At 61.3% G+C, this 25,515-nt stretch carries 25 protein-coding genes; 1 reads left to right on the top strand and 24 read right to left on the bottom strand.

The window, feature by feature from the left end; translation table 11 throughout:
* Positions 1-170: 170 nt before the first annotated feature.
* On the top strand, positions 171-3,431 hold the full coding sequence (locus QCE88_RS13250; protein ID WP_309902523.1) for an Eco57I restriction-modification methylase domain-containing protein: 3,261 nt from the start codon (positions 171-173) through the stop codon (positions 3,429-3,431).
* A 92-nt stretch (positions 3,432-3,523) separates the two neighbouring features.
* On the opposite strand, the gene QCE88_RS13245 is transcribed toward QCE88_RS13250, so the two are convergent.
* The 24 genes from QCE88_RS13245 to QCE88_RS13130 all read right to left on the bottom strand — a co-directional run bounded on the left by QCE88_RS13245 (position 3,524) and on the right by QCE88_RS13130 (position 25,440).
* Positions 3,524-3,805 (bottom strand): hypothetical protein, encoded by a 282-nt coding sequence (locus QCE88_RS13245; protein ID WP_309902521.1) that lies wholly within the window; start codon positions 3,803-3,805, stop codon positions 3,524-3,526.
* Positions 3,802-4,839 carry a phage tail assembly chaperone gene (locus QCE88_RS13240; protein ID WP_309902519.1) on the bottom strand — a complete coding sequence of 346 codons (1,038 nt, stop codon included), beginning with the start codon at positions 4,837-4,839 and terminating at the stop codon, positions 3,802-3,804. The genes QCE88_RS13245 and QCE88_RS13240 overlap by 4 nt, the downstream gene beginning before the upstream one ends.
* A complete protein-coding gene (locus tag QCE88_RS13235; RefSeq protein ID WP_309902517.1) occupies positions 4,788-5,897 on the bottom strand; it encodes a hypothetical protein in 1,110 nt (369 codons plus the stop codon). The genes QCE88_RS13240 and QCE88_RS13235 overlap by 52 nt, the downstream gene beginning before the upstream one ends.
* Positions 5,894-9,247, bottom strand: a complete 3,354-nt coding sequence (locus tag QCE88_RS13230; RefSeq protein WP_309902515.1) for a phage tail protein — start codon at positions 9,245-9,247, stop codon at positions 5,894-5,896. Before QCE88_RS13230 ends, QCE88_RS13235 begins: the two co-directional genes overlap by 4 nt.
* Positions 9,247-9,828: a tail assembly protein gene (locus QCE88_RS13225; protein ID WP_309902513.1), complete on the bottom strand. Its 582-nt coding sequence runs from the start codon at positions 9,826-9,828 to the stop codon at positions 9,247-9,249. Before QCE88_RS13225 ends, QCE88_RS13230 begins: the two co-directional genes overlap by 1 nt.
* Positions 9,803-10,594 carry a C40 family peptidase gene (locus tag QCE88_RS13220; protein WP_309902511.1) on the bottom strand — a complete coding sequence of 264 codons (792 nt, stop codon included), beginning with the start codon at positions 10,592-10,594 and terminating at the stop codon, positions 9,803-9,805. The genes QCE88_RS13225 and QCE88_RS13220 overlap by 26 nt, the downstream gene beginning before the upstream one ends.
* Before the next feature lie 6 nt (positions 10,595-10,600).
* On the bottom strand, positions 10,601-11,290 hold the full coding sequence (locus QCE88_RS13215; protein ID WP_309902509.1) for a phage minor tail protein L: 690 nt from the start codon (positions 11,288-11,290) through the stop codon (positions 10,601-10,603).
* Positions 11,287-11,739, bottom strand: a complete 453-nt coding sequence (locus tag QCE88_RS13210) for a phage tail protein (RefSeq protein WP_309902507.1) — start codon at positions 11,737-11,739, stop codon at positions 11,287-11,289. Before QCE88_RS13210 ends, QCE88_RS13215 begins: the two co-directional genes overlap by 4 nt.
* A 9-nt stretch (positions 11,740-11,748) precedes the next feature.
* Positions 11,749-13,605, bottom strand: a complete 1,857-nt coding sequence (locus QCE88_RS13205; RefSeq protein ID WP_309902505.1) for a hypothetical protein — start codon at positions 13,603-13,605, stop codon at positions 11,749-11,751.
* Positions 13,606-14,109: 504 nt separating this feature from the next.
* Positions 14,110-14,460 carry a hypothetical protein gene (locus QCE88_RS13200; protein ID WP_309902503.1) on the bottom strand — a complete coding sequence of 117 codons (351 nt, stop codon included), beginning with the start codon at positions 14,458-14,460 and terminating at the stop codon, positions 14,110-14,112.
* A 3-nt stretch (positions 14,461-14,463) separates the two neighbouring features.
* Entirely contained in the window at positions 14,464-15,411 is a 948-nt protein-coding gene (locus tag QCE88_RS13195) for a hypothetical protein (protein WP_309902501.1), read from the bottom strand.
* On the bottom strand, positions 15,408-15,764 hold the full coding sequence (locus QCE88_RS13190; protein ID WP_309902499.1) for a DUF3168 domain-containing protein: 357 nt from the start codon (positions 15,762-15,764) through the stop codon (positions 15,408-15,410). Before QCE88_RS13190 ends, QCE88_RS13195 begins: the two co-directional genes overlap by 4 nt.
* 3 nt (positions 15,765-15,767) lie before the next feature.
* Positions 15,768-16,307, bottom strand: a complete 540-nt coding sequence (locus tag QCE88_RS13185; RefSeq protein WP_309902496.1) for an HK97-gp10 family putative phage morphogenesis protein — start codon at positions 16,305-16,307, stop codon at positions 15,768-15,770.
* Positions 16,268-16,648: a phage head closure protein gene (locus tag QCE88_RS13180; RefSeq protein WP_309902494.1), complete on the bottom strand. Its 381-nt coding sequence runs from the start codon at positions 16,646-16,648 to the stop codon at positions 16,268-16,270. The genes QCE88_RS13185 and QCE88_RS13180 overlap by 40 nt, the downstream gene beginning before the upstream one ends.
* Positions 16,649-16,650: 2 nt before the next feature.
* Positions 16,651-16,956, bottom strand: coding sequence for a head-tail connector protein (locus QCE88_RS13175; RefSeq protein WP_309902492.1), 306 nt, complete (start codon positions 16,954-16,956; stop codon positions 16,651-16,653).
* Positions 16,953-17,936, bottom strand: coding sequence for a hypothetical protein (locus QCE88_RS13170; protein ID WP_309902490.1), 984 nt, complete (start codon positions 17,934-17,936; stop codon positions 16,953-16,955). Before QCE88_RS13170 ends, QCE88_RS13175 begins: the two co-directional genes overlap by 4 nt.
* Positions 17,929-19,332 (bottom strand): phage portal protein, encoded by a 1,404-nt coding sequence (locus QCE88_RS13165; protein ID WP_309902488.1) that lies wholly within the window; start codon positions 19,330-19,332, stop codon positions 17,929-17,931. The genes QCE88_RS13170 and QCE88_RS13165 overlap by 8 nt, the downstream gene beginning before the upstream one ends.
* A 70-nt stretch (positions 19,333-19,402) precedes the next feature.
* Positions 19,403-19,726, bottom strand: coding sequence for a hypothetical protein (locus tag QCE88_RS13160; protein ID WP_309902486.1), 324 nt, complete (start codon positions 19,724-19,726; stop codon positions 19,403-19,405).
* Positions 19,727-19,795: 69 nt separating this feature from the next.
* A complete protein-coding gene (locus QCE88_RS13155) occupies positions 19,796-21,289 on the bottom strand; it encodes a phage major capsid protein (protein WP_309902484.1) in 1,494 nt (497 codons plus the stop codon).
* Positions 21,286-21,891 carry an HK97 family phage prohead protease gene (locus QCE88_RS13150; RefSeq protein WP_309902482.1) on the bottom strand — a complete coding sequence of 202 codons (606 nt, stop codon included), beginning with the start codon at positions 21,889-21,891 and terminating at the stop codon, positions 21,286-21,288. Before QCE88_RS13150 ends, QCE88_RS13155 begins: the two co-directional genes overlap by 4 nt.
* An 8-nt stretch (positions 21,892-21,899) precedes the next feature.
* Positions 21,900-23,726: a terminase TerL endonuclease subunit gene (locus QCE88_RS13145; RefSeq protein ID WP_309902480.1), complete on the bottom strand. Its 1,827-nt coding sequence runs from the start codon at positions 23,724-23,726 to the stop codon at positions 21,900-21,902.
* Positions 23,692-24,156: a phage terminase small subunit P27 family gene (locus QCE88_RS13140; RefSeq protein ID WP_187605712.1), complete on the bottom strand. Its 465-nt coding sequence runs from the start codon at positions 24,154-24,156 to the stop codon at positions 23,692-23,694. Before QCE88_RS13140 ends, QCE88_RS13145 begins: the two co-directional genes overlap by 35 nt.
* Positions 24,128-24,904: a protein Mom gene (locus QCE88_RS13135; RefSeq protein WP_309902477.1), complete on the bottom strand. Its 777-nt coding sequence runs from the start codon at positions 24,902-24,904 to the stop codon at positions 24,128-24,130. The genes QCE88_RS13140 and QCE88_RS13135 overlap by 29 nt, the downstream gene beginning before the upstream one ends.
* Entirely contained in the window at positions 24,901-25,440 is a 540-nt protein-coding gene (locus QCE88_RS13130; protein ID WP_187605713.1) for a ParB/Srx family N-terminal domain-containing protein, read from the bottom strand. The genes QCE88_RS13135 and QCE88_RS13130 overlap by 4 nt, the downstream gene beginning before the upstream one ends.
* Between the last annotated feature and the right edge of the window lie 75 nt (positions 25,441-25,515).

Genomic DNA, 25,515 nt, shown 5'->3' with positions numbered 1-25,515 from the left:
CCTCGTCGTGCAGTCGTGTCTCGCTTTTCTTGGACCGACGCTGCGGCGTAATACTTCGTCGGTCAAGGACCTGAATAAGCATCGGCCCATTCAGTTAACGAGCGCCGAGTAGCAAGACAAGCGATGGGATGTAGAATGCAGGCCTCGCGATCTCGCTCGAACATCCTAGAATGCCTTCCTCTCACGAGCCGCTCTTCAATCAGCGCTTTCTCGCCAACCGCGTATCGAGTCAACCGACGCCGCCCGAACACAAAAAAATATTGCACGACTGGGCAAGTGCGATAAAGGCGGGCACGCTACGCAAGCAGAAAGAGACAGAGGTTCGTGGCCCGTTCATTCAAAGGTTCTTTGTTGATATCTTAGGGTACCGGCCGTTCGGTTCGGGAGGTCACAACTGGACCATCAACGACGAGAAGCGGACCGGTAACGGGTCGGCTGATACCGCGCTCGGCCATTATGACGCGACGGATAAGCGGGTATTTGCTCCCGTAGAACTTAAAGGAGCAGACACTCCAAACCTAGACGCGATCATGCCGGGTCGTCACAAAAGCCCGGTAATGCAAGCTTGGGAGTATGCGATGGACACTCCTGGCTGTCAGTTTCTACTGGTCTCAAACATGGTGGAGATCCGGTTGTATGCGGTCGGCCATACCCGTCAGGTCTATGAGCGATTTGACATACTTGAGCTAGCTGACTCCGATGCCGCATATTGGAAGTTTCGCCAGTTACTCGGCGCGGACCGCTTTCTCAACGGCGAGACCACCAAGCTATTGAAAGAAAGCGGCCTCGCAGAGAAAGAAGTCACTCGCAGGCTCTATTCCGACTACAAGACTTGGCGCGTAAATCTGCTGATTGCTTTGATGCAATCGACCGGCAAGCCCGCAGACGAGCTTTTGGAGCCGGTACAGAAACTCCTTGATCGTGTGTTGTTCGTGGCATTCGCGGAAGATCGAGGCCTTTTGCCTCCTAAATCCCTTGTTGGCGCTTGGACGCATAGAGACCCGTACAACCCCCGCCCTGTTTGGCAGAACTTTCTAGGCCTCTTTCGAGCCATCGACAAAGGCAACGTTGCTTTAGGCATTCCCGCGTACAACGGCGGATTGTTCGCGCCTGATCCGGCGCTTGATGACTTGCCGCTTTCCGATGACAGTTGCAAGACGTTCGCCGCGCTAGGTGAATACGATTTCGCCGACGACGTCTCAGTAACGGTATTGGGACATATATTCGAGCAGTCGATCAGTGACCTTGAGCAATTGAAGGAACTCGCGGACGCTGATGAGCTAACAGTGAGCGCGCTTAGGCTGCAAGTTCGCGAGTCAGTGCGATCCGTATCTGGTAAGAGGAAATCGGACGGCGTCGTGTACACGCCCGACGCAATTTCTCGCTTCATTGTCGAGGAAACGCTGGGTAGCTATCTGAACGAACAGCAGGCGACCTTGCGGCGTGCTTATGCCAAATCGGACAATGAGAGCGACGTATGGCGAAAGCCAACAAAAGCTGAGGTATCTGATTACACAGGCCGCAAACGGCAAGCCAAGCTAAAAAACAGCGAACGTCTCGTTGAGTTCCTGTTCTGGTCGGCGTGGCGTGACAAACTTCAAACCATACGGGTGGTCGACCCGGCGTGCGGATCGGGCGCATTTCTTGTCGCCGCATTTGAATTGCTCGACGCCGAATATCGACGTGTAAACGAACAAATTCAGGCGATTACAGGCAATCCTGATCTCTTTGACATTAACAGGGAAATTCTTAACGGAAATCTCTACGGGGTCGACCTTAACCCGGAAAGCATTGAGATTTCGAAGCTGTCTCTCTGGCTGAAGACGGCACAGCATGGAAAGCCGCTTGAGAGCCTCGAAGCTAATCTGCGCGTCGGGAACAGCCTAATAACCGATTCCGCATTCACGGATCGTCCTTTCCAATGGTCCGATGCGTTTCCGAACGTATTCGCGGACGGCGGCTTCGATGTGGTGCTTGGCAACCCGCCGTATGTGCGAATGGAACGGCTGAAACCGGTGAAGCCTTATCTCGAAAGTCACTATGCAGTAGCAAGCGAGCGAGCCGATCTCTACTGCTACTTCTACGAGTTAGGCTTGCGCCTGCTCAAACCGAAAGGAAGGATTGGGTACATCTCCTCGTCGACCTTCTTTAAAACGAACGCCGGCCGCCCTTTGAGACAGTTCTTGCTCGAAAAGAGCACTATTAGAAACTTGATCGACTTCAGTGACATCCAAGTCTTCGAAGGTGTCACGACTTATCCGGCCATTGTCGTCACAGACTGCAAGGTCCCGCATGTCGATGATCCCAAAATCCGGTTCCTTGCTCTAAACGGAACGATGCCTGAGAGTATTGCGGCGACATTCGAGCAGAACGCCAGGCTGATGCCCCAAGCGCAACTCGGCACAGATGGCTGGCAACTGGAAGAGGATTCTTCGGCCGCGATACGTAAGAAACTCTTCGACGGACGGCGGACCCTTAAGGAGGTTTACGGGTCACCTCTGTACGGTGTCAAGACTGGTCTCAACGGAGCATTCATCGTCAGCCGTAAAACGAGAGACGCCATCATTGCTGCCGACCCCCGCTGCGAAGTGCTACTGAAGCCATTGATTGAGGGGACGGACCTCAAACCGTGGAGAATCGAATCGAGAGATCTCTGGTTGATCTACGTACCGAAAAATAAGATTAATATTGACGACTACCCCGCGATAAAGGCGCATTTATTGCCCTTTCGTGAAAAGTTGGAGGGGCGAGCGACCAAGCAAGCTTGGTTCGAATTGCAACAGGCGCAACTCGCGTATGAAGAGGCGATGAAAAAGCCCAAGATCGGATACGTCGACATGGCGGACAAACCGCGCTTCTCACTGGATCGATCAGGAAGTTATTATGCGAACACCGCCTACTTCATACCTAGTGACGATCTCTATTTGCTTGCACTTCTGTCTTCTAAAACGCTGTGGTTTGCAGCCAAAGGGCTGGCAACGGCATATCGAGGTGGCTTCTCTCGACTTTTTTCACAATACGTTGAGGCGCTCCCAATACCTGACGCGTCTGCCGCTGTCCGAAAGAAGCTAGCCGATCTCGCTGAGTCGGCACAAAATCTAGCGGAAGAACGTTACATGCTCTTGCAAGCATTTCTTCGCCGAATGATTTCCGACCTTGTGGCAAGCACTTCGAGCAAGAAGCCCTCTACCAAACTAACGAACTGGCATTTGCTGGACTTCAAAGGACTACAGTCGGAGCTCAAAAAGGTTTTCGACGTTACCATTCCGTTCAACGAACGGGATGACTGGCAGACGAGATTTGATGAGGACCGTGCACGTATTGCGAAAATAAATGCTGAACTTGCAACATGTGAGAAGAACATGAACCTTGAGGTTTATGGGCTGTTCGACTTAACAGCGGCGCAGGTAAGCGTTATGGAAAGCAGTTAGCAGAACCGGAGCTACTAGCGTGGTGTCGTTGATCGTGTTGTGAGCCGCCACGATGCGGATATCACTGTCGCCCTGATTCTCGATCTTCACTTTCATGGCTGCTCTCTCTCCAAGGGTTTATGCTGCCGGGGTACTTCGGGCTTAGGCTCGGACGGGCCTTGACCAAAGATGCGTTCGCGCAGGCTCGGCGTGTCGCGTGTCGCGGGCGTGATGGTCCAGCCGTTGTGCCCGCCGATCTGCTCTAGTGATATGTCATTGCCGCGCACATAGACGATCGTGCATGACGTGAGGACTGCTGCGATACCGAAGATGCCGAGCACGACGATACAGGCGAGCAGCACGAGCCCGACGACTGCCTTCGCACGAGGTGTCATGTCGTGCCGCCGTCATCGGATGGCGGCTCGTGATCGGGCGGCACGTAGCTTTCGATCAGGTTCACCACGTCCGGGTTCGCCGACAGGAAGGCGTGCAGCTTCGCAACCGGGTCCGTCATCATCGCGAGTTCATTCAGAACGGCCGCATTGCCGCCGCTGTCGATAGACGGCTCAGGACTCGGCGTGAACGGCACAGGCTCAGATTCCGGCACAGGCTCGACCGGCACGTCGGGCAGCGGCGGAAGCTGATCAGGCGGATGCGGCAGGTCGTAATCGTCGGCTGGCTGATCCAGAACCGGCACAATGGGCTGCGGCCCTTGGTCCGCTATCTCTGCATCGCCCGGTGCCGATGGGACTGACGGCGGGGTCGTAGGTGCAATACCTTGCGCGGCATAGTGCGCCTCAAGGTTGCCATACTGCGCCATCGGCGGCGGCGGGTCCGGTAGCAGGTCCGGGAAGATGACATGCTCAGCAGGCGGCAGCAGGTCGTCAGGCATGCTCATGACCGCACGCGGATTCGCCGCGGCCTTTTCGACTTCCAGCAGCACCGCGTCACGCCGTGCGACATTCTGCACTTCGTCATCCTCGGGCGGCACAGGCCAGGCGAACGCACGCGGGAACCCGGCCTGCTGCGGCACGTCACGAAGGGCCTGCCGGTACGCACGCGCCGCTGCGGCCTTCGGTTTGTCTCCTGCATCCTCGGCGCGATACACGAGCGCGTCAGCCCTGAGCAGCCGCTCGGCACGCTCCCAGCGATGATGCACGCCCGCAACGGTGTCTTGAATCTCTGCCTTGTGCTCGTCCCACCAGCCGAGTAACTGGCCCTTGCTCGGTTGCGGGTCAGGCAGATTCCAGAATTGCAGGAAGGCTTCGCCGAACTGCTTGCCCTCAGTGTCGAGCCGATGCCCGGTGAGGTAGTGCGTGCCGTTGATCGTGCCGGGATAGAACTTTTGCAGCAGATAGAAAAGCTCTTCGTTTGTCATCATTGGTTCCTCAGCACGACCCCGCGAATCCACTGTGCGCCGCTGACCCAATTGCCGTTCGAGTTCGTGCGCCAGCCTTCCATCACCCACGGCGCACCCATGTCGAGCGTCGTCGGCCCATTGATTGGCCCCCACTCATTGACGCCTGAATCCCACTGCACGCGCGCACCTGCGTTCGCCTTGCCGCCGATGCTGCCGTTAATGTTGCTCAGCCAGCCAACCGCCGACGCATAGAAATTGCCGTCGGACGACATATAACAAGAGCCGCCGCCGTTGACGATGAACTCAAGATAGCCATTGTTAAAGTTGTAATGCTGCCGCCACACGAAGTCTTGCGTGCGCGCACGCGCGAAGTCGATATAGGCCCCATAGTTGTATTCGTTCAGCTTGATAAAGCCTGCACCGAGCGTGCCCTGATAGCCGTTCGTGTCGGGCGCGGCGATGCTGTTGCTAACGTTGATCGGGCCTTGTCCGTAGTTCGGCAGACTCCAGTAGCCTTCGTCGGACATCTGAAAACGCCATGCGGTGCCTGCGCTATTGACGAAGCCGAAGCCGCCGTTATAGCCGATGCCACCATCACCACGCACGCGGATAATGCCCTTCGAATGCGAGTATCGGACTTCGCCCTGCGAGCCGGTCGTGAAGCCCTGCGCGACCTGAAGCGTGCCCGCATCGGTGAGCCACATCGGCACGGCATTGTTCGCGCCGTTGACCCATTCGAAGCCGTACATCGAATTGTTGCTGCGAATGTGCGGGCTATAGCTCCCTGCCTTCATCATGAGCGGTTGCGAGATAACGCCGGTCGCGGCGAGGGTCAGCGACCCGGTCATCGTGTCACCTGTGCGCAGCACGCAGTTCGCGACGCTCGCCTTAATCTCGCTCAGGAAGTTGTCGATTGGCCCGAGGTCAATCCACGCATCGTTGGCGTTCGTGCGTCGCTTCAACCGGTTCGCGGTCGTGTCGCCCCACATCATGCCGGGATAGGTCGGCGATGGTGCGGTCGGGCCTGCGTTGTCACCGACGAGCGCGAGCACGATCGCGTTCAGTTGCGTGCGCATGTCCAGCCCTGACGGATGGGCGGGGACTTGATAGCTGGTTACTTGCGTCATAGCAGTTCTCCGAGTTCGTTCGAGCGTTGCATCACAGGACCGATCGCTGCACGCTGCGCGATCAGCACATCGAGGTCGCCGCGCTCAAGGTCAACCGCGCCGATGCCGAGCAGGTCGGTATGCTCGTAGCCGTAGCCGCGTGCGATCCAGTCGCATGTCTTGGCGATGCCGGTGCCACTTGAGTTCTGGAACTGGATCGTGAACTGGCTCGCGGTCTGTCCGGTGATGGCCCACTTGTCACCGCTCGCGAGGCCCTGCGCGATGATGCTGATTGCGGGCGCATCCTTGAACGGGACCGTGAACTTGATCGTCGTGCCTGCCGCAGCGACCGGCACGTTATTGCGCGACTCGATGCGGTCGGGAACATCGACCTTGACGCCCAAATCAATGATGCCGATGCCGGTCGTGTTGTCGGGCACGACCTCCTGCAACATGAAGCGCACCGCGCGGAATGTGAGGTCGGCCACGACGAGCCGCTTGTACGCGCTCCAGTCGGTGGCGACGGCCTTGCTCGGATCGACGTTGGTCATTGAGACCATGACGACCGCGCCGCCTTCGTCGATCTTCGAGCCGTCCACGTCAGGCCGAGCATCGAAGTCGGGCCACTTGTCCACGTCATCGAGCAGGCTATACATCGCGCCGTCCATATAGGCCGAGCAGCGAATTGTGTACACCTTGCCGAGGTCGATATAGGCAGGGCTGAAGGTGTAGGTCGGCGTCGTCGTGACAGCGGTGCCGTCCGCGTTCTGCGCGATATACAGCACGCCTGTGCGGACCTCCATGCCGTTCTTCGTGCCGGCGAAGGTCGGGTCCTGTGCAACGTCATAAATCAGGTTGTAATCTCGCAGCGGGCCGGTCGTGCTGATGATATAAGCGGCGTTCGTGCTGAACGCTCCCGACGAGTTGACGAACTTGCCGAGGTATGTGCCTTTCATCAGCGGCACGAAGCCATTGCTTTGCGAGCCTGCGAACTGCGCGATCGGGTTCGTCTCCTCCCATGTGACCGAGGTCGTCATGCGACCCGAGTACCGGATATGCACCTGCCCGCCGACTATCACATCGAGGTCGGTCGCGGGCAACCACGCAAGCTGTGCGCTGTCGTTATAGATATCAAGCTGGAAGCCTTGCATGTCCTGCGGCGGCTGGTTCAGGGCGCGTAGCTGCACCTGAAGCGTCGCGGCGGGTGAGCGCACGCCGATCGAATTGATTGCGATGACGGTAAAGGTCCAGAGGCCTTCCTCGGTCGGCTGGATATCCACAGAGGGCATGCCGGTGTCGATCGTCACTGCGGCGTCGCCCTGCTTCTGATAGATGACCGTGAAGCGCACCGCGCCGAGCGGCGGCAACCATGAGAACGTCGCCCTGGCCCCAACGACGACCGGGCTGATCGCGTACTTGCTTTCGGTCACCTTCAGTTCGGTGCATGGCCCGACATTGAACGGGTCGATGACTGAAGTCGGCAACGGCTGAAGCTGCAAACCCTGCTCGATCGCGGCGAACTTGTCAGGCCGGTACGCGACGCCCGAGACCTCGATATTATGGTCGCTGCCCTCGGTCACGCCGACGCAGCGCCACTGCTCATTGACGAGGTTCGCGGCACTGATCGACCACACGGTTCCGAGCGTGGGCGGCATCGAGAATGCAGCGGTCACGTCAAGCTCACTCATGTTCGTGCCGATCGAGTTGAGCGTGCGTGTCTCGAACTGGCCGTTCGGCAGGAACAGCGAAAGCGTCGTGCCGACATTGCTCGTCAGCGTGACCGGTGCATCAAGCACGACATGCGTGCTCGTGCTGCCGCGCAGCGTGCGACCGCCCATGCGCAGGCCTGCACGAGTCGGGTCGGTCGTCGCGAAGATATCGCCGGGGCGGCTATAGGAACCGTTCAGGCCGGTTTTCAGGCTGACCGTCTCGCCGAGTAGCTGCTCACTGAGCAAGGCCCATCGACCGATGCGGTGCGCCTGTCCGCGCGACGTGCAGCCGAAGGCCTGTATCTCTAGGCTGCGCACGCCCCACTGCGCGATCGCGTCCGCATCCTCGACATACTCGATCGCCTGCTGATACTTGTTCGCCGGATCATTCCACGTTATGAGCGCGGTCGTGTGCCGCTGGTTCAGCGGCGTGCCGACATAGGTAAACACGCCGTCGATGGCATTCGCCGGGGAATAGACCACGCTGATATCAGCGGGCATATCAGCGGCGAATGACAAGGTGTTACCCGACCAGAACAGCACACCGTTAAAGATACTGGCGAACTGCTGAAGCAGCGCGATCGCTTCGGCCCGTTGCTGGATATACACGTTGCAGGTATAGCGCGGCTCCATGCCGCCGAAGCCATCGGGCACGAGCGCATCGCAGTATTGGCCGATGACGTACAGCGTCCATTTGTCGATCAGGTTCGGACTTATATAGCCGCCGAGGCCGAAACGTGCAGTCGTCGCGAGGTCATACGTGATCCACGCGGGGTTATCGCTCCATGCGATCTTGAATGTGCCGTCCCATGTCCCGGTGTAAGCCCGCGTCGTCGGATCGTAGTTGCTCGGCACTTGAACGCGGCGCATCTTGCAATCGAACGACAGCTTCGGAATCTGCTTGAATGTGGATGCGTCGATCTGCACGCCGCACAGCGCGGAGTACGGATAGGTCAGCTGCGAGTCGACGATTTCGGTGTAGGTCTCCCACTGGAATTTGTCCTGCACGTTCGACGAGGTTTGGTCGGGCGTGAGCCGCACCACGCGCACGTCAAACGTGCCGCCTGCCTGATTGAAGCGGTTCGCCAGTTCGATGCGGTAGGACCGCTGATAGCGGCTCGTCGTCTTGCCGCTGATGGTGTCGGTATAGATCCGATTGAAGCCGCCGCCGTTGCGTTGCAATTCGAGCGCAAGCTGCACGGTCGCGCCGTTGAGGTCGCCGGTCGTCGGGTCGCTGCTGGTCATCTGCGGGAAGCCGATCGTCACCCGGAACGAAGTGATATTCGGATTGGTCACCGAGCGCACGACCGGCGCGGCAGCGGTCACGATGACACCGACCGTCGATTCGGCCTCGGTCGCACTGAAGCCGGATATCGGAGCCTGCGAGGCCGTGCCGCTGCGGTACTCGATACCCGCGCCGCTAAAGTTCCATGTCCCGTCTGCATTGACCAGCGGCGTGCCATCGACGAACACCTTCGTTGGATCGCCAAGTTCCTCGAACTCGCCTTCGCCGATCAGGTTGATGACGCGGGCGTACTGGATCGAGCGCAGCGAATCGGGAGCCTCGACCGGGGCACGCGAGCCGCCTGAGCCGCCGCCCTTGCCACCACCGCCGCCAGCGCCCGCGATTGGCGGCAGCGTCAGTTCCGAGATATGCGCCATCACACGACGATCTCGTTATTGGTCGAAAAGCCGACGCTGATAATCTGCGAACCGACGATCATGCGACCGTAGCCCAAAGGCACAGGCCCGCCTTGGCCCATTGTGTTGACTGCACCATCGAACGCCAGCGAAGGCTGGTTGTCGGCTTTCTCCGGGGTCGCTGTGCCTTTCTGGCGCGGTGCGAGTAGCTGAGCGATACCGCCCATCGCGAGGGCCGCACCCATCGAGACAAGGGCCATCGACAGCCCGCCTGTGTACGGCGACGCGACCAGCCCGATAACAGCGAGCGCGGCGCCCGCGATGATCTTGGCGGCGGCTCCTGAACCCTGCACGAGCGGCACGATCTTGAGCACGCCCTCGGACTGCGGGTAATGCATGTCCGACTCGTCATAGTCGGCATGGTCATCGCCGAACATGCCGCGCACGAGGAACTGCTGTGCACCGTGGTCGATGAAATATTTCCGCAGGCCGGGAAGTTGCACACACAGGGCATGCACTGCCTCAGCAGGGGAATGCACGGCCAGCCGGAACTCAGCCCCATAGCGGGGCCGCAAATCACCGTACAGGCGTATTGTCAGCATGGTCGGTCTCCGATGCAGGCATCAGGTCGCGGTGCCGCAGCACCGCAGTCGTGCGGCGCTGGTGAAACTCCTGATAGGCCTCGCGGCGGGACGCCGTGCCGATCAGGTGATGGAGGATGACGCCGCCGCCGAGGTAGATCGCCATGTGGTTCTCACGGCGGGCGCGAATGTTCATCAGGATCAGGTCGAACGGCCGCAGCAGCTTGAGGTCGTCACTCGTCGGCGAATGGACGATGACCGGAATGAACCCCTCGGCGGCGAAGTTCTCGCGATAGAGGTTCGAGCCGTCCTCGTCGTTCCACCAGCCGTAGCGCCGCGCGTAGTCGTTCAGGGCGATGCCCCGCTCGGCATAGGCGTCGCGCACGAGGGCATAGCAGTCATGCACGCCATGCACGAAGGGACGACCGAGCAGCGGAGCCTTGAACCCTGAGGGCTGCGTGATCGTATGCGAGCCGATCGGTACATTGACGATCAGCCACGGCAGGCCGGTGCGCTCGATGCCAGCGAGGTCAGCGAGGGATGGCACAGGCGGTTCATAGACATGCGAATGCGCGATCGCCACCACGCGCCCGGTATCCTCGGCGCGGGCATAGTCTTTCGGGTCGATGATGAAGTGCTCGGTCTCCTGCCCGATGTTATTGCAGGCGACGTAATGCACGGTCGTCGATTTCGGCAGCACGACGACCACGCCGCAGCACTCGCGCGGCATCTCCGACTGTGCATGAATGATGACGTGGGGAATGACGTACAGCAGCGGATCGGTCATGCTCGCTCACCTGTACTGACCAGCGCCCGGAAAGCCGCCGAAGGCCATCCAGCCCGCGCCGAACCGAAGCTTGCAGGACTTCAGGCGCTTGCCGCACTTGTCCTGCGTCGGGTCGGCTGTCGGGTTGTCATTGATATCGGCGACTGGCGGGCCTGCATAGCCGCAGCCGTCACCGCGATAGGCCCACGGGCAGGAGTTGCAGATAACCTGCCGACCGGGCAGCAGCTTGCCTTCAGTGTCGAACGCGGTCGCGAGTTCGAACTCGATCGTGTCGAGCGATTCGCGCAGCTTCTGATTGACGTAGAACACGTCATCGGGGAAGCCGTCATTCGGGTTCGCGAATGGATTGCCGTTCGGGAAGTTGACCGCATCGAGGTAGCGCATCAGCGTGCGCTTGCGGATGACAGGACAGCCTACGAGGTCCGAGTACAGGCGGCACAGTGCCGAGATAATGCCGGTCACATTCGACGCTGCGAAGTGCGGGCGGGGCAGCGTGCCTTGACTTTTCCACTCGAAGCCCGAGACCTGTACCGGATAGCGTTGATAGGTCACGCCCTGCCACACGACATCGCTTTCGAGCCTGTTCGTGCCTGCATGGAAGTGCAGCGCGGGTTCGTTATAGCGTGCGAGGTCGAGCGTGAAGAGTTCGATTTCGGCGCTCGGCGAGAGGCCTTGAATGTCGCCCTTGACGCTCATAGAAACACCTGCTCGAACTTGAACGACAGGTTATAGAGCAGGTCGCCGTTCTGAAGCATGTCGCCATACGTGAGGTTCCACGATGGACAGATAACATCCTGCGTGACCGTCTGCCGTGGCGGCGTCCAGTTGAAAACATCGACACCGTTGCGGGCCGACAGGAACTGCACGACCTCACCTGCAATTTTCTCGGTAGCGTTGCGGATCGTGATAGACCACATGCAGGCCTGCGTATTGATGCCTGCGGGTCGGCGCTGTGCATAGCCGTCGCCGAACTGCGCCTTGATGATGCGCGGCTCAAGGTCATAGCTCGCGGTCGTCACGCACCAATCGAATATGAGGCCCGAGGCCTGCGGCACGAGTATCGGCTCGGTGTCGGCGAACAGACGAGCACCGTCAATGATCGAAGTCGGCAGCGGCGCTGCCAGCTTCGTTGCGAACGCAGTCATGATCGGCTCCTAGCGTGCCGCCGCAGGTGCGAGGATGCCGCCCGAGCGCTTCTCACTGACGAGCACCTGTCGGCATACAGCGGCGATGCGGTTGCCGAGTTCGGCGGCCTGCTCGTTGGTCGCCTTAGTGTCCTGTGTCGCGCTATCGTCCTTATGCATATGGACGTTGACGGTCACGCTCGGCATGCCCGACGCGCCTGCGTCGGTGGCGATCTTGCCGGGGACGTTGGGAATGAAGTACTCGCGGCGTCCGGGTAACTCGTTGACCTCATAGAGTTGGCCCGGAAACACAGGCCCGCCGCTCATGCGGGGCGTCGCGCTCATGAGGTTGCCAGTGCCGCCCCATGTCCAGCCGCCGCCAGTGACGCCGCCGCTAATCATGCCGAACAGCGGCTTCATGACGTTCTGATAGACCAGCATCTTGGCGAGGTCTTTCAGGATGGAGCTAATCATCTGGCCGAACGACACCGATACATCCTTGGTCGCGAACACGAAGTCAACCATCGCATCGGACGACTGCTTGCCGAAGCCTTCGATGGCTTGCTGCAATGACTTGAGCGAGGCCTCCATCGGGTCGATCTTGTTCTGTGCTTTCTTCAGGTCATCGGCGGCTTTCGTCACTGCCTTCGAATAGTTATCCGGCAGGATCGCGCCATCGGCCAGGGCCTCGTTCAACTGGTCGATGGTTTCCTTATAGGCGATCGTCGGATCGACCGCGCGGGACTGTGCATCGGCGAACGCCCATATCGCGTCGATATGATCCTGCTCGGCTTTCATCTTCGCGGCAGCATCCTGAAACTGCCGCGCGTCCTCGTTGTTCGCGTTCTCCTGAGCCTGCGTGCGGGCGTCGATCGCACGCTTCAAATCCTCATTGGCCTGCACCTGTGCTCGCAGGTTGTCCTGCTGCCACTTCGCCATCGCCTGATACTTCGGATCGGTCGTTAGCTCCTTCATGGGGTCGCCTTCGGCGGCGAGTTTGCGATACTGATCCTGAAGGCTTTCGAGCATCTTCGCGTACTCGTCCACTTCCTTTTTTGCTTTCTTCGCGGCGGCGGCATTCGCGTCAAGGTTCTGCGTGAACTGCAACACCGGACGACCGTCGATCTTCCTTCCGGCCTCGGCCTCGGCGGCGATCGCCTTCTGTGACTGACTCGCGGATGCCGTGACGCGCAGCTGCGCATCGTGAACCTTGGAGAGGTCATCGCGTGCCTGATTCCACGCATTCGAGACAAGGCTCGCGGCGTTCTTCATGCCCTCAAGGCTGGCCGGCTGGTTCAGGGCCTGCCCGAGTGCAGTCGTGACGCGGGAGAATGCAGAGATAGTTCCGGTCAGGCCGATGATGACCGACATGGCCTGTTTGCATGACCATGTAATGCTGGTTAACATCTGATTCCAGACCGTGCCTTCGGTCGCCGCCTCGGCGAGGATGCGTGCGACTTCAGTAATGGCAGGCTGAAGCTCGGTCGCCATCACTGCCGCCGCGCCTTTGGTCAGGTTGCCGATGCGCGTCAGGTCATCATTCAAATCGCTCATGGCCTGCGCGGTCGAGCCGCTGACGATCAGCCCGAGCTTTTCAGCTTCGGCGCGGGCCTTCGCAATACCTTCCGCGCCACCATCGAGCAACGGGATTAACACCTGTGCCTGCTTGCCGAACACCTGATTGGCGACCGCCGCTTTCTGCGCGCCATCCGCATACTTGGTGAACTGCGTCGCGATAGCTTCGAAGGCCTTGCCGGGGTCCATCGCCTGAAGCTCTTTCACGTTCAGGCCGAGCGCCTTGAATGCGGCAGCGGAGTCCGATACCGGGTCGCGTGCTTCGAGCAGTGACTTGTTCAGACCTTTAAGGCCTGCGGTCAGGTCATCCATCGACACGGCCGCGAAGCTGCCTGCGTACGACAAGGCCGATAGTTCCTGCGTCGTCGTGCCGAGGCGCTGCGACAGCTTGCCGAGGGCATCGGCTTGGTCGATCGCCGACTTGATCTTGTCGGCGAATCCCTTCGCGAACGCCATCGCCCACTGAGCGCCCGCCATTGCCGCGCTCGCGGCGGATGACTTCGCGATGCTGTCGAGCGACGACTGGATGATGCTTTGCGACTTCGCCATGTCCGCGCGCAGGCGCGACACATCGGCGGCGAGTTCGAAAATCAGGGAACCTGCCGAGGCCATCGTGTCACCTCCATGCCGCTATCTCGTCCTCGACGCTCAGTTCGAGGGGCTTCTCAGGCTCAGGTGCGGGCGGTGGCTTCGCTGCTTCATTGAGCAGGTAAGCCCAGCACATGAGTTCGTGCGCGTCCATCGTTGCTCTGACCGCGCCCGCCGTCATATGCAGGTGCGCTGCTACTGCAAAGACGAGGCGCGTCGCGGGAGCGGTCAGGCTTTTTCCACCTCGTCACCCGACAGGCCATTGACACGCGCAGCGGCGTGCAGCAGCTTCGCGCGATCGCCGAAGCAGCGCGCGGGAAAGGCCGAGAGGCTCTCGACCGTGAAGCGCTCGCCGTTCGGGCCGACCGCAGCAGCGACGAGCAGCATGCGCAACATGAGGTCGCTATCGTTCTTCGCATCGACGGCGATGCGCTCGAACATGTCCGCGCCTACATCGTTGACCGTGACCTTTCCGAAGGCCCGCGTCTCGACGACCTCCTGCTGCTTCGTGAGGTCGAAGCTCGGCGGGTGGCTCTTACCCTTGGGGCCAGGTGGCGGCGGCAGCTTCATGTCGTTCATGGCTTAGCCTCCGCTCGGGTTATTGACCGACACCGGATTGCCCTCGGCGGCTGGTTGCGCCTTGGTGCCGACCGTCGCAACGACGCTCGACGTATAGGTGCCTGCCGTGTCATAGACATGGGTTGTCGTCTTAGTCGCGATCAGGGTTTCGACCGCTGAGCCGTCGCCCCATGTGATCGCGAACTTCGCCGCCGCGCCGTTCTGCTCGGTGAGGTTCATCGTGACGTGCAGCGGTGAGTCGCCGCTTGCGGGTGTCACGCCGACCGACAGGCCATAAGCTGCGGTGGGTTCTGCCTTGGGCTGCGTCAGAACCGGCGTGCCTGTGATCTTGAGCGTCGCCGCACCATGCACGGCTTGATCGACGCCGCCTGTCTCGTTGATCGACTGCACGATGACGGGCAAGGTCCGAACCGCACCGTTGCGATAGATGATTTCGAACATGCGTTCCTCGCCATCGTCGTAGGCATCGAGCAAGGCGAGATAGTCGGGGTCGGTCGGGTCGATGAAAAAATCGAAGGTCAGCGTCCCCGGATCGCGGAAGCCGACGAGCGAGGTTTTTTCGTCATCGCACAGGGTCGTCGTGTCGATCGAGGTCGCCGGGTTCTGATTGATTGAGTACGACTGCGCGCACACATCGGCGAAGGCATTGACGGTGTACATCGCGAGCGTGCTGAAGTCGGTGGTCTCTTTCGACGTGTCGCTGTTATAAAGCGCGCCGGTCTTGGCATCGGGGTCCAAGTCTTGCAGCACCCATTCCTGATTGTCGATCGACGCCCAGCCTGTACCAGTGAGATAGAGCGGCGCACCGTTCTTCAGCTTCGATGCATCATCGAACGTCAGGTAGCACGGCTGCGACTTGCTTGCGCTCGACACCTTGCCCGTTGCCACCGGCGCGGCGTTCGGGTTCTCCAAATACATCTTGGTGTTTTGCGCGCTGATGGCTTTTTTCATGCTGTCTCTCCAGTTGACTCCCACGTATTGACCTGCACCATGCGGCGATTAAGCCGCGTCTCTACCTCGTACAGCGATTGCATGTTCTCGATGGTTGGCTGCGGGTCGTAGGCCCGCAAGGTACGCAGAACAGCGGCCATGTTTGCCTTCGCTTCCTTGCGTGAGCTCGCATAGCTATCGACCTGCCAGATGACGTGATCGAGGTTCGCGTAACCGCACATCGAGTTCTGCGGCAGGCTCGTGATGTCCTGATAGATCAGATACGGCTCGGGCGTGCCGGTCTTTGCGATCGGCGTGAATACCTTGCCCGGCATGACGCTATCGAGCAGGTCGAATAGCTGTTCCCCGGTCATCGCTCACACTCCCGGCATGAAGCGCACGCCATTGCGCTTGCACCATGCGGCCATGCGCTTTTGCAGGGCGCGGTTCATCGTCGTGCCAGCCTCGTCCTGCTTCGCAATGCCTGCTGTGCGCAGCCACGAACGGGCAGGCATCTTCGAGGTGCCGAACTCAAGGAAGCGGCCATAGAACGGGTCATCGCCGAAGGGCTTATAGACGCCATTGATGCGGCGGGCCTGCTTCGCCGCTGCGCCGCGCGGGCGCTTCAGAGTGACGTTCACGCGGGCCGCGAGGCCGGTACGTTTCGTCTTGCTGCGGGTGATATGGGAGAACAGCACACCGCTCGAACGCGGTGAGCCGCCGAACAGCGTCAGCACATTGAGCGCGGCCTGATCCATGATCGGCTTGGCCGCGTCGCGCAAGCTGCCGCTTAGCATCTTGCGTTGCACTTCCTCGGGCAGGGTCGCAAGGAAGCGGTCAAGCTCGGCGAGGCCTTCGACATGCGAGTCGATCTTAATCATGGCTGTCCACCCTGAGTGACGACGCCGCTGCTGCACATCAGATGCGTCTCCGACATGCCTTCGAAGCGCGGCAGCACCGCGTCGATGTTGTAAATCGTTGCGCCGGTCTTGCGTGTATGGATGACACGCCACTGCGCGGATACGTCCTCACGCCAGCGCATGCGGATGCGTGTGGTCACGCCTGCGCGGAACTCAGCCGAGAGCAGCCACTCGCGACCGCTCAGGCTTTCGATCGCGGCCCATACCGGCTTGCCTTCGTCCTGCCAATTGGTGATGACCGGCTCGCCGCTCGCGTCGTCGATCTGCACGACCGGACTCTGTAGCTGCACCTGATGACGCAGCGGGCCTGCGGCGAGGCCGGTTGTCTTGGTCGCCATCGCTACTCCATCGCCGGGTCACGCCGCTGATGCAGCAGATTGCAGACAGCCCCCGGCAGATAGCCTTGCTCCCATGTCTGCGCCTCGGTGCCGTCCGGGTCACGCAGAAAGATGCCCGCGAGCAGCAAGGTCGCCTGCTGCACGTTCGGCGGCGGTGGATCGTCGTCGGTGTACGGCTCGCGCTTCAGATAGGCGATGACCGAATCGCTCGCATTGGTCACGGCCATCTGAATCGTGAGGTCGGGGAAGTCATCGTCGAGCCGCAGGGCCGCGCGGGCCTGATCGACGGTTACGAGGTCGCCGTTCATGCTGCCGCTCCTACGATCGACATGCGCGCATCCTTGCCGTCGCGACCTCGCTTCGCGGCAAGCGTCCATGCATCGCCGCCCGCGTCGGGCTTCGTGTCGGTCGTCGCATTGCAGTGCCACAGCGACCCGGCCCATGTCACTACGTCACCGGCCTTGTATGTTTCTCCCGCCACAAACACGCCGCGATAGATCATGACCGGCAGCGCGAAGGTCGCGGTCTCATGCGCACCGCCTGAGCGCTCGATATGCACCGTGAAGCTGCGTTCGCTGTCCATCGTCACCTTCGTGGATGCGATGCCATCGACCACACAGGCCCAGCCGTGCGCGCCGTGCGTATTTGCGTGTGCGCGCCACAAACCGCCTTGATGCTGGGCGAGCGTGCCGCGCGGATAGTCGCGGGCGAAGTCGATGAACGGCAGCACGTCGAGTTCGAAGGCGTCACGCCCAGGCTCACCATCTTTCGGCACCGGGGTCTCGCGACCTTCCAACGTCTTGATCTGCTCGCGAATTGACTCGATACCGTGTTGCAGACGGTCGAGGTCACGGCGTTCGTCGTTGATCTGCCGCGCATGTTCGTCCTGTGCATGCCGCAGGATTTCGATTGCGTCGCTATGATCCGTTACGTGGGGGGGTGGCATGGTTGCAACGGTGTCGCGTGCTACTGCGCTGCCCAGCGCATCTAGCCGTTCCGCCAACGTCGCACAGCTTGCCTGCACAGAGAGACTCAGTCGATCGAACTCCCGCCGATCTTCAGCAATCTGACGGCCGTGCTCTTCATGCCCTCGCCGAAGACTTTCGATGGCCTCGCTGTGATCCTTCACCGGGAAGCTCGTGACGTTCACGACCGGCTCGCGCGCCGCTGATTTTTCGAGCGCATCGAGGCGAGCGGCGAGCGCGGTGAAATAGCTTTGAACGTGCTGCCTGATCGCGCGGGCGATGACGTCAAGCAAGGCATCGGGAATCGTGATTACGTCACGCATGGTCGTCCGCTCCCTCGGTCAGGCCGTTGACGATCCGGGCAAACCAGCGAGCCGTGCGGACCTGCTCGGTCTCTTTCGTGCTGTCGTCCTCGCTCGGGTTCTCGGGGTTTCCGCTAGTGCTCGCAGGCTGACCGCCGACCGGCGCAGGGGCGGCAGGTTTCTCGAACGGGCCGTTGCGATCGCGTTCGTCGAGTGCGGCCAACGAATAGTTCTGCTGTTGCAGGTACGGCGTTGAGCCACCCTTGACGGGCCGCATGTTCAGCCGCTGCCGAGCTTCGTTCGGTGCGACGATGCCGCCGCCGACGCCATCGGTGAGCGTCTTAATCATGGTCGCGGTGTCCATGCGCAGCAGGCCGTCGAGGTCAAGCTCGGTGCGGAAGTCAGGCGGCAGCGCAAGGCCTTCGTCCATGCAAAGCTCGAACGACTCGATCAGTGATTGCAGGCACTGCGAGTAATAGTTCTGACTCAGGGCTTCGATATTGTTGTAGGTCGGTGCGGTGCCGACGCCGACCATATAGCCCGGTACGTGAAACACCGTGCACACGATTTCGCTGGTCATCTTGAGTTGGTCGATCAGCTGCGCATCGACGGCTTTCATCATCAGCGGTTCGTACTTGAGGTTATCGCCGAGCACGGCAATGCGACCGCGATTGACGCCGCCGTAGTTCGCCTCCCAACGTTCCTTGAGCCGCTTCGCAGTCTCGTCACTGATCGCACCCGGCGCGACGAGGATGCCGCCCGGTTCCGCACCGTTCTCGAAGAACTCGGCGCTGTTGTTCAGGATCGCGAGGCCCTGACGAGCAGCGAGCGCACAGGCGAACAGCGGCGACGTGCCGACGAGCGGATGAAAGAGGCAGTTCATGCGGTCGTGAATGATCTCGCTCGCCGGGACGATGAACTGCTGACCATCATCGGGCGGGGTCACGCCCGCGAGGTAGTCGATATCAAGCTGGTAATACACCGCGCCATCCTCGGTGACGAGCGGACGGCAGCGGCTCGGGTCGAGCACATAGAGGGCGACCACGACGCCGCGCGCATCGCGTTCCTTCAGGACATACGTGTTACCGCGCGTCAGCTTTGACATGATCCAGTTTTCGACGAACTGGATATGGTTCTGGTAGCGGTTCGGCTTGCGCAGCACAGGCGAGAATGCAGGCGACGCGCCCTGTATCCAGACTTCGCCATCGGCCTTCATGAGTCGGACCGCGAGCTTGCCGATATCGGCACTGATTAGCGTGATGCACGCATAGACGGCGTGATACGCGAGGATGGTCTCGGGCCGCAGTTCGACATTGCGCTGCCATGCACCTGTGAAGGCTTCGCGCACAATCAGCGGCCACCAGCCGCCGCTACCGAACGGCCCGAGCAGGCCGCTGCCGACCGTCTGTGCGTTCATCGGGACAGGAGCCGTGACACCGCGCGGGCCTGCACGCGACACGGCAATGTCAAAGCCGAAAATGCGCATGTCAGTCGTCCTCGTGTTCGCTGCGATCCTCGGCAGTCAAGTCGCGACGCTTGTAGCCGCTCTTTCGCTTGCGGCCCTTGGTGTCGTCATCGTCAGCCTGCACAGGCGGCTGCTCAGGGGCCTGCTGGCGCTCGGGCTTGGGTTGCCTGCTGCGTTTTTCCTCAGGCTTGCTGGTGCCTGCTGCTGCCTGCTCCTGCGGCCTGTCACGCACCACACGCCCGGTCGCTTCGAGCAGCTTCGCGTCGCGCTCGGGCATCTCGATCGGGTCGCCTTTTTCGTACTGCGTGCGGGCGTAGGAGAACGACCGGTTCGCGAACACTTTCATGGTTGCCACCAAGATAAAAAGAAAGGGCACGCCGTCGCCGGTCGTGCCCTCGTGTGCCTCGTTGCTAATTTAGCTACGTGTCGTCGTTACAAGGCCTTCGTCGGTTCGTTGCTGCTCGCCGTTCTCGCCCTCGTTCACAGGCGGCGTCGGAATGATGAAATTGCCGCCGTAGCGTGCGCCGCTGATATAGGCGACCGCCTGCGCACGGCGACGCTGCCAGTTGATGAACCGCTCGGCGCGCAGCGCGACCAAGTTGTTCTGCCACATGCTGACAAGCTGCGTCGCCGGGGTAGCCGGTGCATCGTCCATCTGCAACGACGCTTCGCGCGAAGCATCGAGCGTCACACCGCCATCGTCGGCCATCAGGATTTCAGACGGCAGCACGAGCACGAGCATGGTCGTCGCCGGGTCGCTTGCGCCAGTGCTCGCATGGTGCGGGACGTTCGCCGAGACGACGACCGGCAGGCCGAAGAACACGCCACCGTTCATGTTGATGCCGGGGAACTCGGCCTGTCCGAGGGCATTCGACAGCATGCCGATGGAGAGTGCCATTACCGGGTCCATGATCCAGTACGCACCACGGATCGACATGTTGGCCTGCACGAACATCGCGAACAGCGTGCCTACGTCCAGCCGCAGGTCATCAGCGGTCGGCCCGCTCGCGGGAATGTTCGGTGCGCCGTTCGTGATTGAAGCCGGATGCACGTTCGCCACTGCGGCGATGCTCGGGTCGATGAACTGAATGTCGAGGAACTGCGCGATGGTCTCTACGAGGTCACGCTGTACGATCGCCTCGGCGCTCGGGTTCGAGAACCGTACAAGCTCGTCCGTCAGCACGACGATGCCTGCGGCCTTGCTGAAGCCGAGCGAGACGGTCGCGAAGCCGAGTTTGCTGACGGGCTTCGGCTGACCTTCACCGACCCACTGCGCGCTGCTGCCCGAGGTCTGCGCAGGCATCTTCGTATTGAACGGCACACGGCGAAAGCCAGTGATCTGGCCCATGATCGTTTCAGGCCGCAGCAGTTCGATGAATTCGCCGGTCATGTTCTGATAATCGACCAGCGGCGCGGCCCATGCCGGATCGGTTGTCGTGCCTGCGGCCACAGCAGCACGCAGGACGGTTTCAACCTGCGGCGTGCTGTCATGCCAGCCGCGAGCGATTTCGACTGCCTGCATCAGGTTGCCGTGCGAGCGTGCGAGTGCGATCGCGTACCGCGTAAAGGCCGTACCTTTTGCGACGTTCTGATGCACTGTGATAACCGGGCTGCGTGAGGCCGCGCCGGTCGTCACCACACCTGCGCGCGCATTGCTGGCGCTCGTCGGGTCGGTGACGATGATCGGCGATGCGGTGCGCACGACCTGGGCTTCGATGGACTTGAGCCGACCGATATGCGAGTCGATCGACTTGATATCCTGATCGAGCGTGTCGAACTCCTCCTGCTGTGCCTGATCGAGGGTCGCGCCAGCCTCGGCGGCGGCTTCCATAATTTCGATCATGCGGGTGCTCGCACTCGCGCGGCGAGCTTCGAACGCTGCGATCTGTTCCTGAATGGTGAACTTCATTTCACGCTCCGATGGATGGTTTGAATCACGAAGGGTTCGCGAGCGCGCGAGCGTGGGTCGTCATGCAGGCGCACGACATGCGATGCAGGTGTTTCGATACGGTTCGAACTCTGGCCGGACGCGGCCCGTTCCGAGGCGTCAATGCTGCGGACTACATTGATGGTTGCCTCGCCGTTCGCGGGGATGGTGACGAGCGATAGCTCCAGCCACTCCCACGACAGGAAGCGCAGACCGCCGCCGTCCATCATCGAGTACTCCAGCGGCCGGAAGCCGATCGACACGGCGCGAATGAGGCCGAGCTTGACGGACTGCCAAGCCTCTTCGAGCCGGTCGCGCAGGTTGCCGGGTTCGTCAGTCTTGAGGATGCGGGCCTTGAACGGGATGCCATCGGCCTGAGCCTTGGCGAACTCGACATGACCGACAGGCGCATCGCTGCGGTGCTGCCACAGCAGCGGCATCGGAAGGGCATACTTCGCCCCGAGAGGTTCGACCACATCCTCATAGCGGTCCGGTGTCGGCGTGCTGGCGATGCCTTCGATGGTGCGCTGTTCCTCGTCACTGCTGCGCACGTCGAGCAGCGTGTAAGCCCGTTCAAGTTTCATGGCTGACCTCACAGGAAAAACATCTGGTACTCGGGCTGGCGCTCGGTCTCACCTGCGAGCGCCAGCGCGACGGCCATCGTCAAGGCAACGAGGCCGTCAATGCGGCCGGTCGCCTTGCGCTTGTTGAAAATGCGGTTGTTCTTCGGGTCGGTGTCGGTGACCGCGCTCGTGACGTTCCAGCGCAGGCAGGGATTGAAGGCGACGCGCAGCTTGCGGTCGAACACAAGCTGCTCCATCAGTTCGATCGAGCGCGGCATCCACAGGCCCGACCCCGCGGCGCGGTGGAAACCCTGACCGTGCGGCACGAGCTTGAGCGCAAGCGCGGCATCGTCGAGGTCCTGCTCGAAGTACTTGATCCGGTACGGGTCGAACGCGATACCGGCGATCGTGAGGAAAGCATCGAGTTCGGCGAGGCGCTTGACTACATCGGCGTAGTCGATCGCGCGGCCCTTCGATGCGTGCAGGAAACCAGCCTTCAACCAAACGGGATACGGCACATGGTCACGGCGTGAGCGTTCGTCGATCGTCGCATCAGGCGTCCAGAATTCAACAAGCGCATCGACGCTGCCATCGTCCTGCACGCAGGCAGCAGCAAGCGCGGTGAGGTCGCGCGTACCGGACAGGTCGAGACCGCCGAGCACGTCGCGGCCCTTCATGCGATCAAGCAGCGCATCGCGCTCGGTCATGGCCTGCTCGACGACCTTCGTCCAGAGCGCCGCGCCTGCTTCCTGCTCGGCAAGCTGCTGCGCGAGCGTCGGTGCGCCGACCTCGCACGGTGTCCACAGGTCAAGACTGATCCACGGATCGGCGGCATCGACCCACTGGCAGAAGTTCAGGCGCCGCACCGTGGATTCGAGCGACGGCATGCCGCGCGCCTGCCGCACCTGTTCATCGAGATAGGACCGTTGAATGGTCTGCCCGAGTGAGGGATTCGCCTTGACCCAACAGGCCTCGTCCTCGAACGGGTCCTCGCCTTCGTCCAGCGAGCAGATGAACGCGAAGAATGCGTCGTCCTCTAACTGCTGCGCGGCGACCTTCTGCCCGTACTCGTGTTTCTCGTAGCAGAGCGACGTGCGATCAAAGCCCGAGTTCGTAATCATGAAAATGAGCGGCTGGCGTCGGCCTTTCTTGCCCGCCTGCATCATGTCGATGACAGTGCGATCTTTGTGCTCGTGAATCTCGTCGATCAGTGCGCAATGCGGGCGCGGTCCCGACTGGCCGGTGCTGTCGCTCGCGATCGTGCGGAAGAACGAAGCCTTGTGCAGGTACGCGAGATTGAACGTGCGCTCGGCGCGGCCTGACTTCGTGATGCGTGCGGTCAGCGCCGGGGATAGATCGACCATCGCGACGGCATCGCGGAACAGAATCTGCGCCTGCTCTTTCTTCGTTGCTGCCGCATAGACCTCGGCACGTTCCTCGCCATCGGCGACGAGCATGTAGAGGCCGACACCTGCGGCAAGCGGCGACTTGCCGGAACCCTTCGCCGACTCGACATAGGCTTCGCGGAAGCGTCGCGAGTCGTCCGCGCGCTTCCAGCCGAACAGCGAGCCAACGACAAACGCTTCCCACGGCAGCAGGCCGAAGGGCACGCCCTCAAACTCGCCACCGTTCAGCCGCAGCACATCGGGATAAAAATTGATGATGCGCATGGCGGCTTCGAGGTCCCACCGCAGGCCGCGCGCCTTGCCGTGCCGCAGGTCGTGCAGATGACGGCGGCAGGCTGCGCGCACGTCAGGCCCCGCGACAATCGCTCCCTCGCTGACGTCCCGTGCGTATTGCGTGACCGGATCGAACGCCGGTTCAGAAGTACGCTTTGGCCGGGTCTTTGTGGTCATCGGGATTCACGCGAATGTTCGCGCGTGCCGAAGGTGAGAGACCGAACTCGGCGGCCAGATGCACGTACTGATATGCGGCCCGGTTCGCGGTGCCGATCAGCGGATGCTGTATCCAGTTGCCGTTGGTCGTCTTGTAGAGCAGCGGTCGGCCCATTTTCTCGAGCGCTTCCTCGGCATCGACCCAGCGACCGTAGGCCGCGCACACGGCAGCGAGCGCACCGCGATCGAGGTGCGTGAGCAGGCCGAGCATGAACAGGTGCGCACTCAACCGGTCCCACTCGGCACGCGCCGACCGTGACAGATGCGTCGGCGGGTCGGGGATGGCGAGTTCGGGCTTGGGTTCATACGGGTTGCGGTTCTTGTGCGTCGTGCCTTCGATGACGCGCAGATGCGTCGGCTTCTTAGGTACGGTTCCGCGACCTTTTCGCATGCCGGGCATGGGTCACCGTCTGAAGGATGGAGCGCGAGGGTCGGTGCTGCGCCGCCGCTGTACCGGTGGGACCGGTCATCGCCTGCTTCTCGCGCGGGGTTGATAACTTCGGGTAAGGCTTGGCAAGCGGCGCGACCTGAGCACGCATCGCGTTATCGAGCGGCAGCAGATAGCGGTGCTTGTCGCCGCCGTCGATGCGGGTCGCCTTCGGGTCCACATTCGCGATGAGCCACTTCAGGTTGAAACCCTGCTTGCCGTAGCGGCTCGATGCGGTCTTGCCGTGCAGGACCTCGCCATCCACGACGACGCGGCTGGTCTTGCCGACGCCGGTATAGATCCAGCCCATCGCCTGATAGATGCCGCCGACATGGCCCTGCACGGTGTCGGCGTAGCTGACGATCAGCCGGAGTCCAGGCGAAGCACGGCGCAGGAACTTGACGGCGAGCATGACGATGCGCGAGACCGGCGCGCAGTGATCGCGAAGCGCGACGCGCGATAGCTCGCAGCACTCGGTCTGCGTGAGGCCGTAGGGGTTGCCGATATGGCGGTTCGCACCGCGTGAGAACAGGACGATACCGATAAAGCGGTCATCCTCCCAAGCGCCGATCTTGACGTTCGTGCTGACCGGGACCGAGCGCGAGTAATGCCAGTGACCGCAGGCATAGGCAACGGCCTCGTCTGTCGCCCAATCAATGCGCAGAGCGGGTTTCGCTCCGAGGGCTTCAGACTGGCGAGCGGGCATGCTCATGGTCGCGGGACCTCACCGCCGCAGTGCGGGCAGATGATCGGCTGCAAACGCGACAGGTCGCCCTGATCGCTTGCCGCGCCGGGGCCAAATTCGCCGGCCTTCGCAAGGGCGTCCATCTCGTCGTTTGTGAAGCCGAGCAGCGACATGTCGAACTTGTCGGCGGCAAGGGCATCGAGTTCGACGGCGAGCAGTTCATCGTCCCACGGTGACTCGGCGAGACGGTTATCGGCGAGCACATACGCACGGCGCTGCGCGTCGCTCCAACCCTTCGCGATCATGACCGGCAAGCGCTCCCATTCGAGCAGTCTCGCAGCCATGACCCGACCGTGACCGGCGATGATCGTGCCATCCTCGGCGGCGAGAACCGGCATCGTGAAGCCCCATTCGCGCATGCTCGCCGCGAGCTGTGCAATCTGCGTCGCTGAGTGCTGCTTGGCGTTGCGCGCATACGGAATCAGTTTCTCGATGTCCCATAGCTGCACCTTTGCCGCAGGCCACTGAGCGCGGGCCGGGGCATCTTTAGCAGGCTGGTCCATTGAAACTCCTAATCGGGCAGGCCCGGCGATAGAACGGATTTCTGAAAAAAAAGCAGCGGGCTAGGTGTCCTGCCG

Source organism: Caballeronia sp. LZ035, from assembly GCF_031451175.1.
GTDB lineage: Bacteria > Pseudomonadota > Gammaproteobacteria > Burkholderiales > Burkholderiaceae > Caballeronia.
This window is presented reverse-complemented; position numbering and strand designations above follow the sequence as displayed.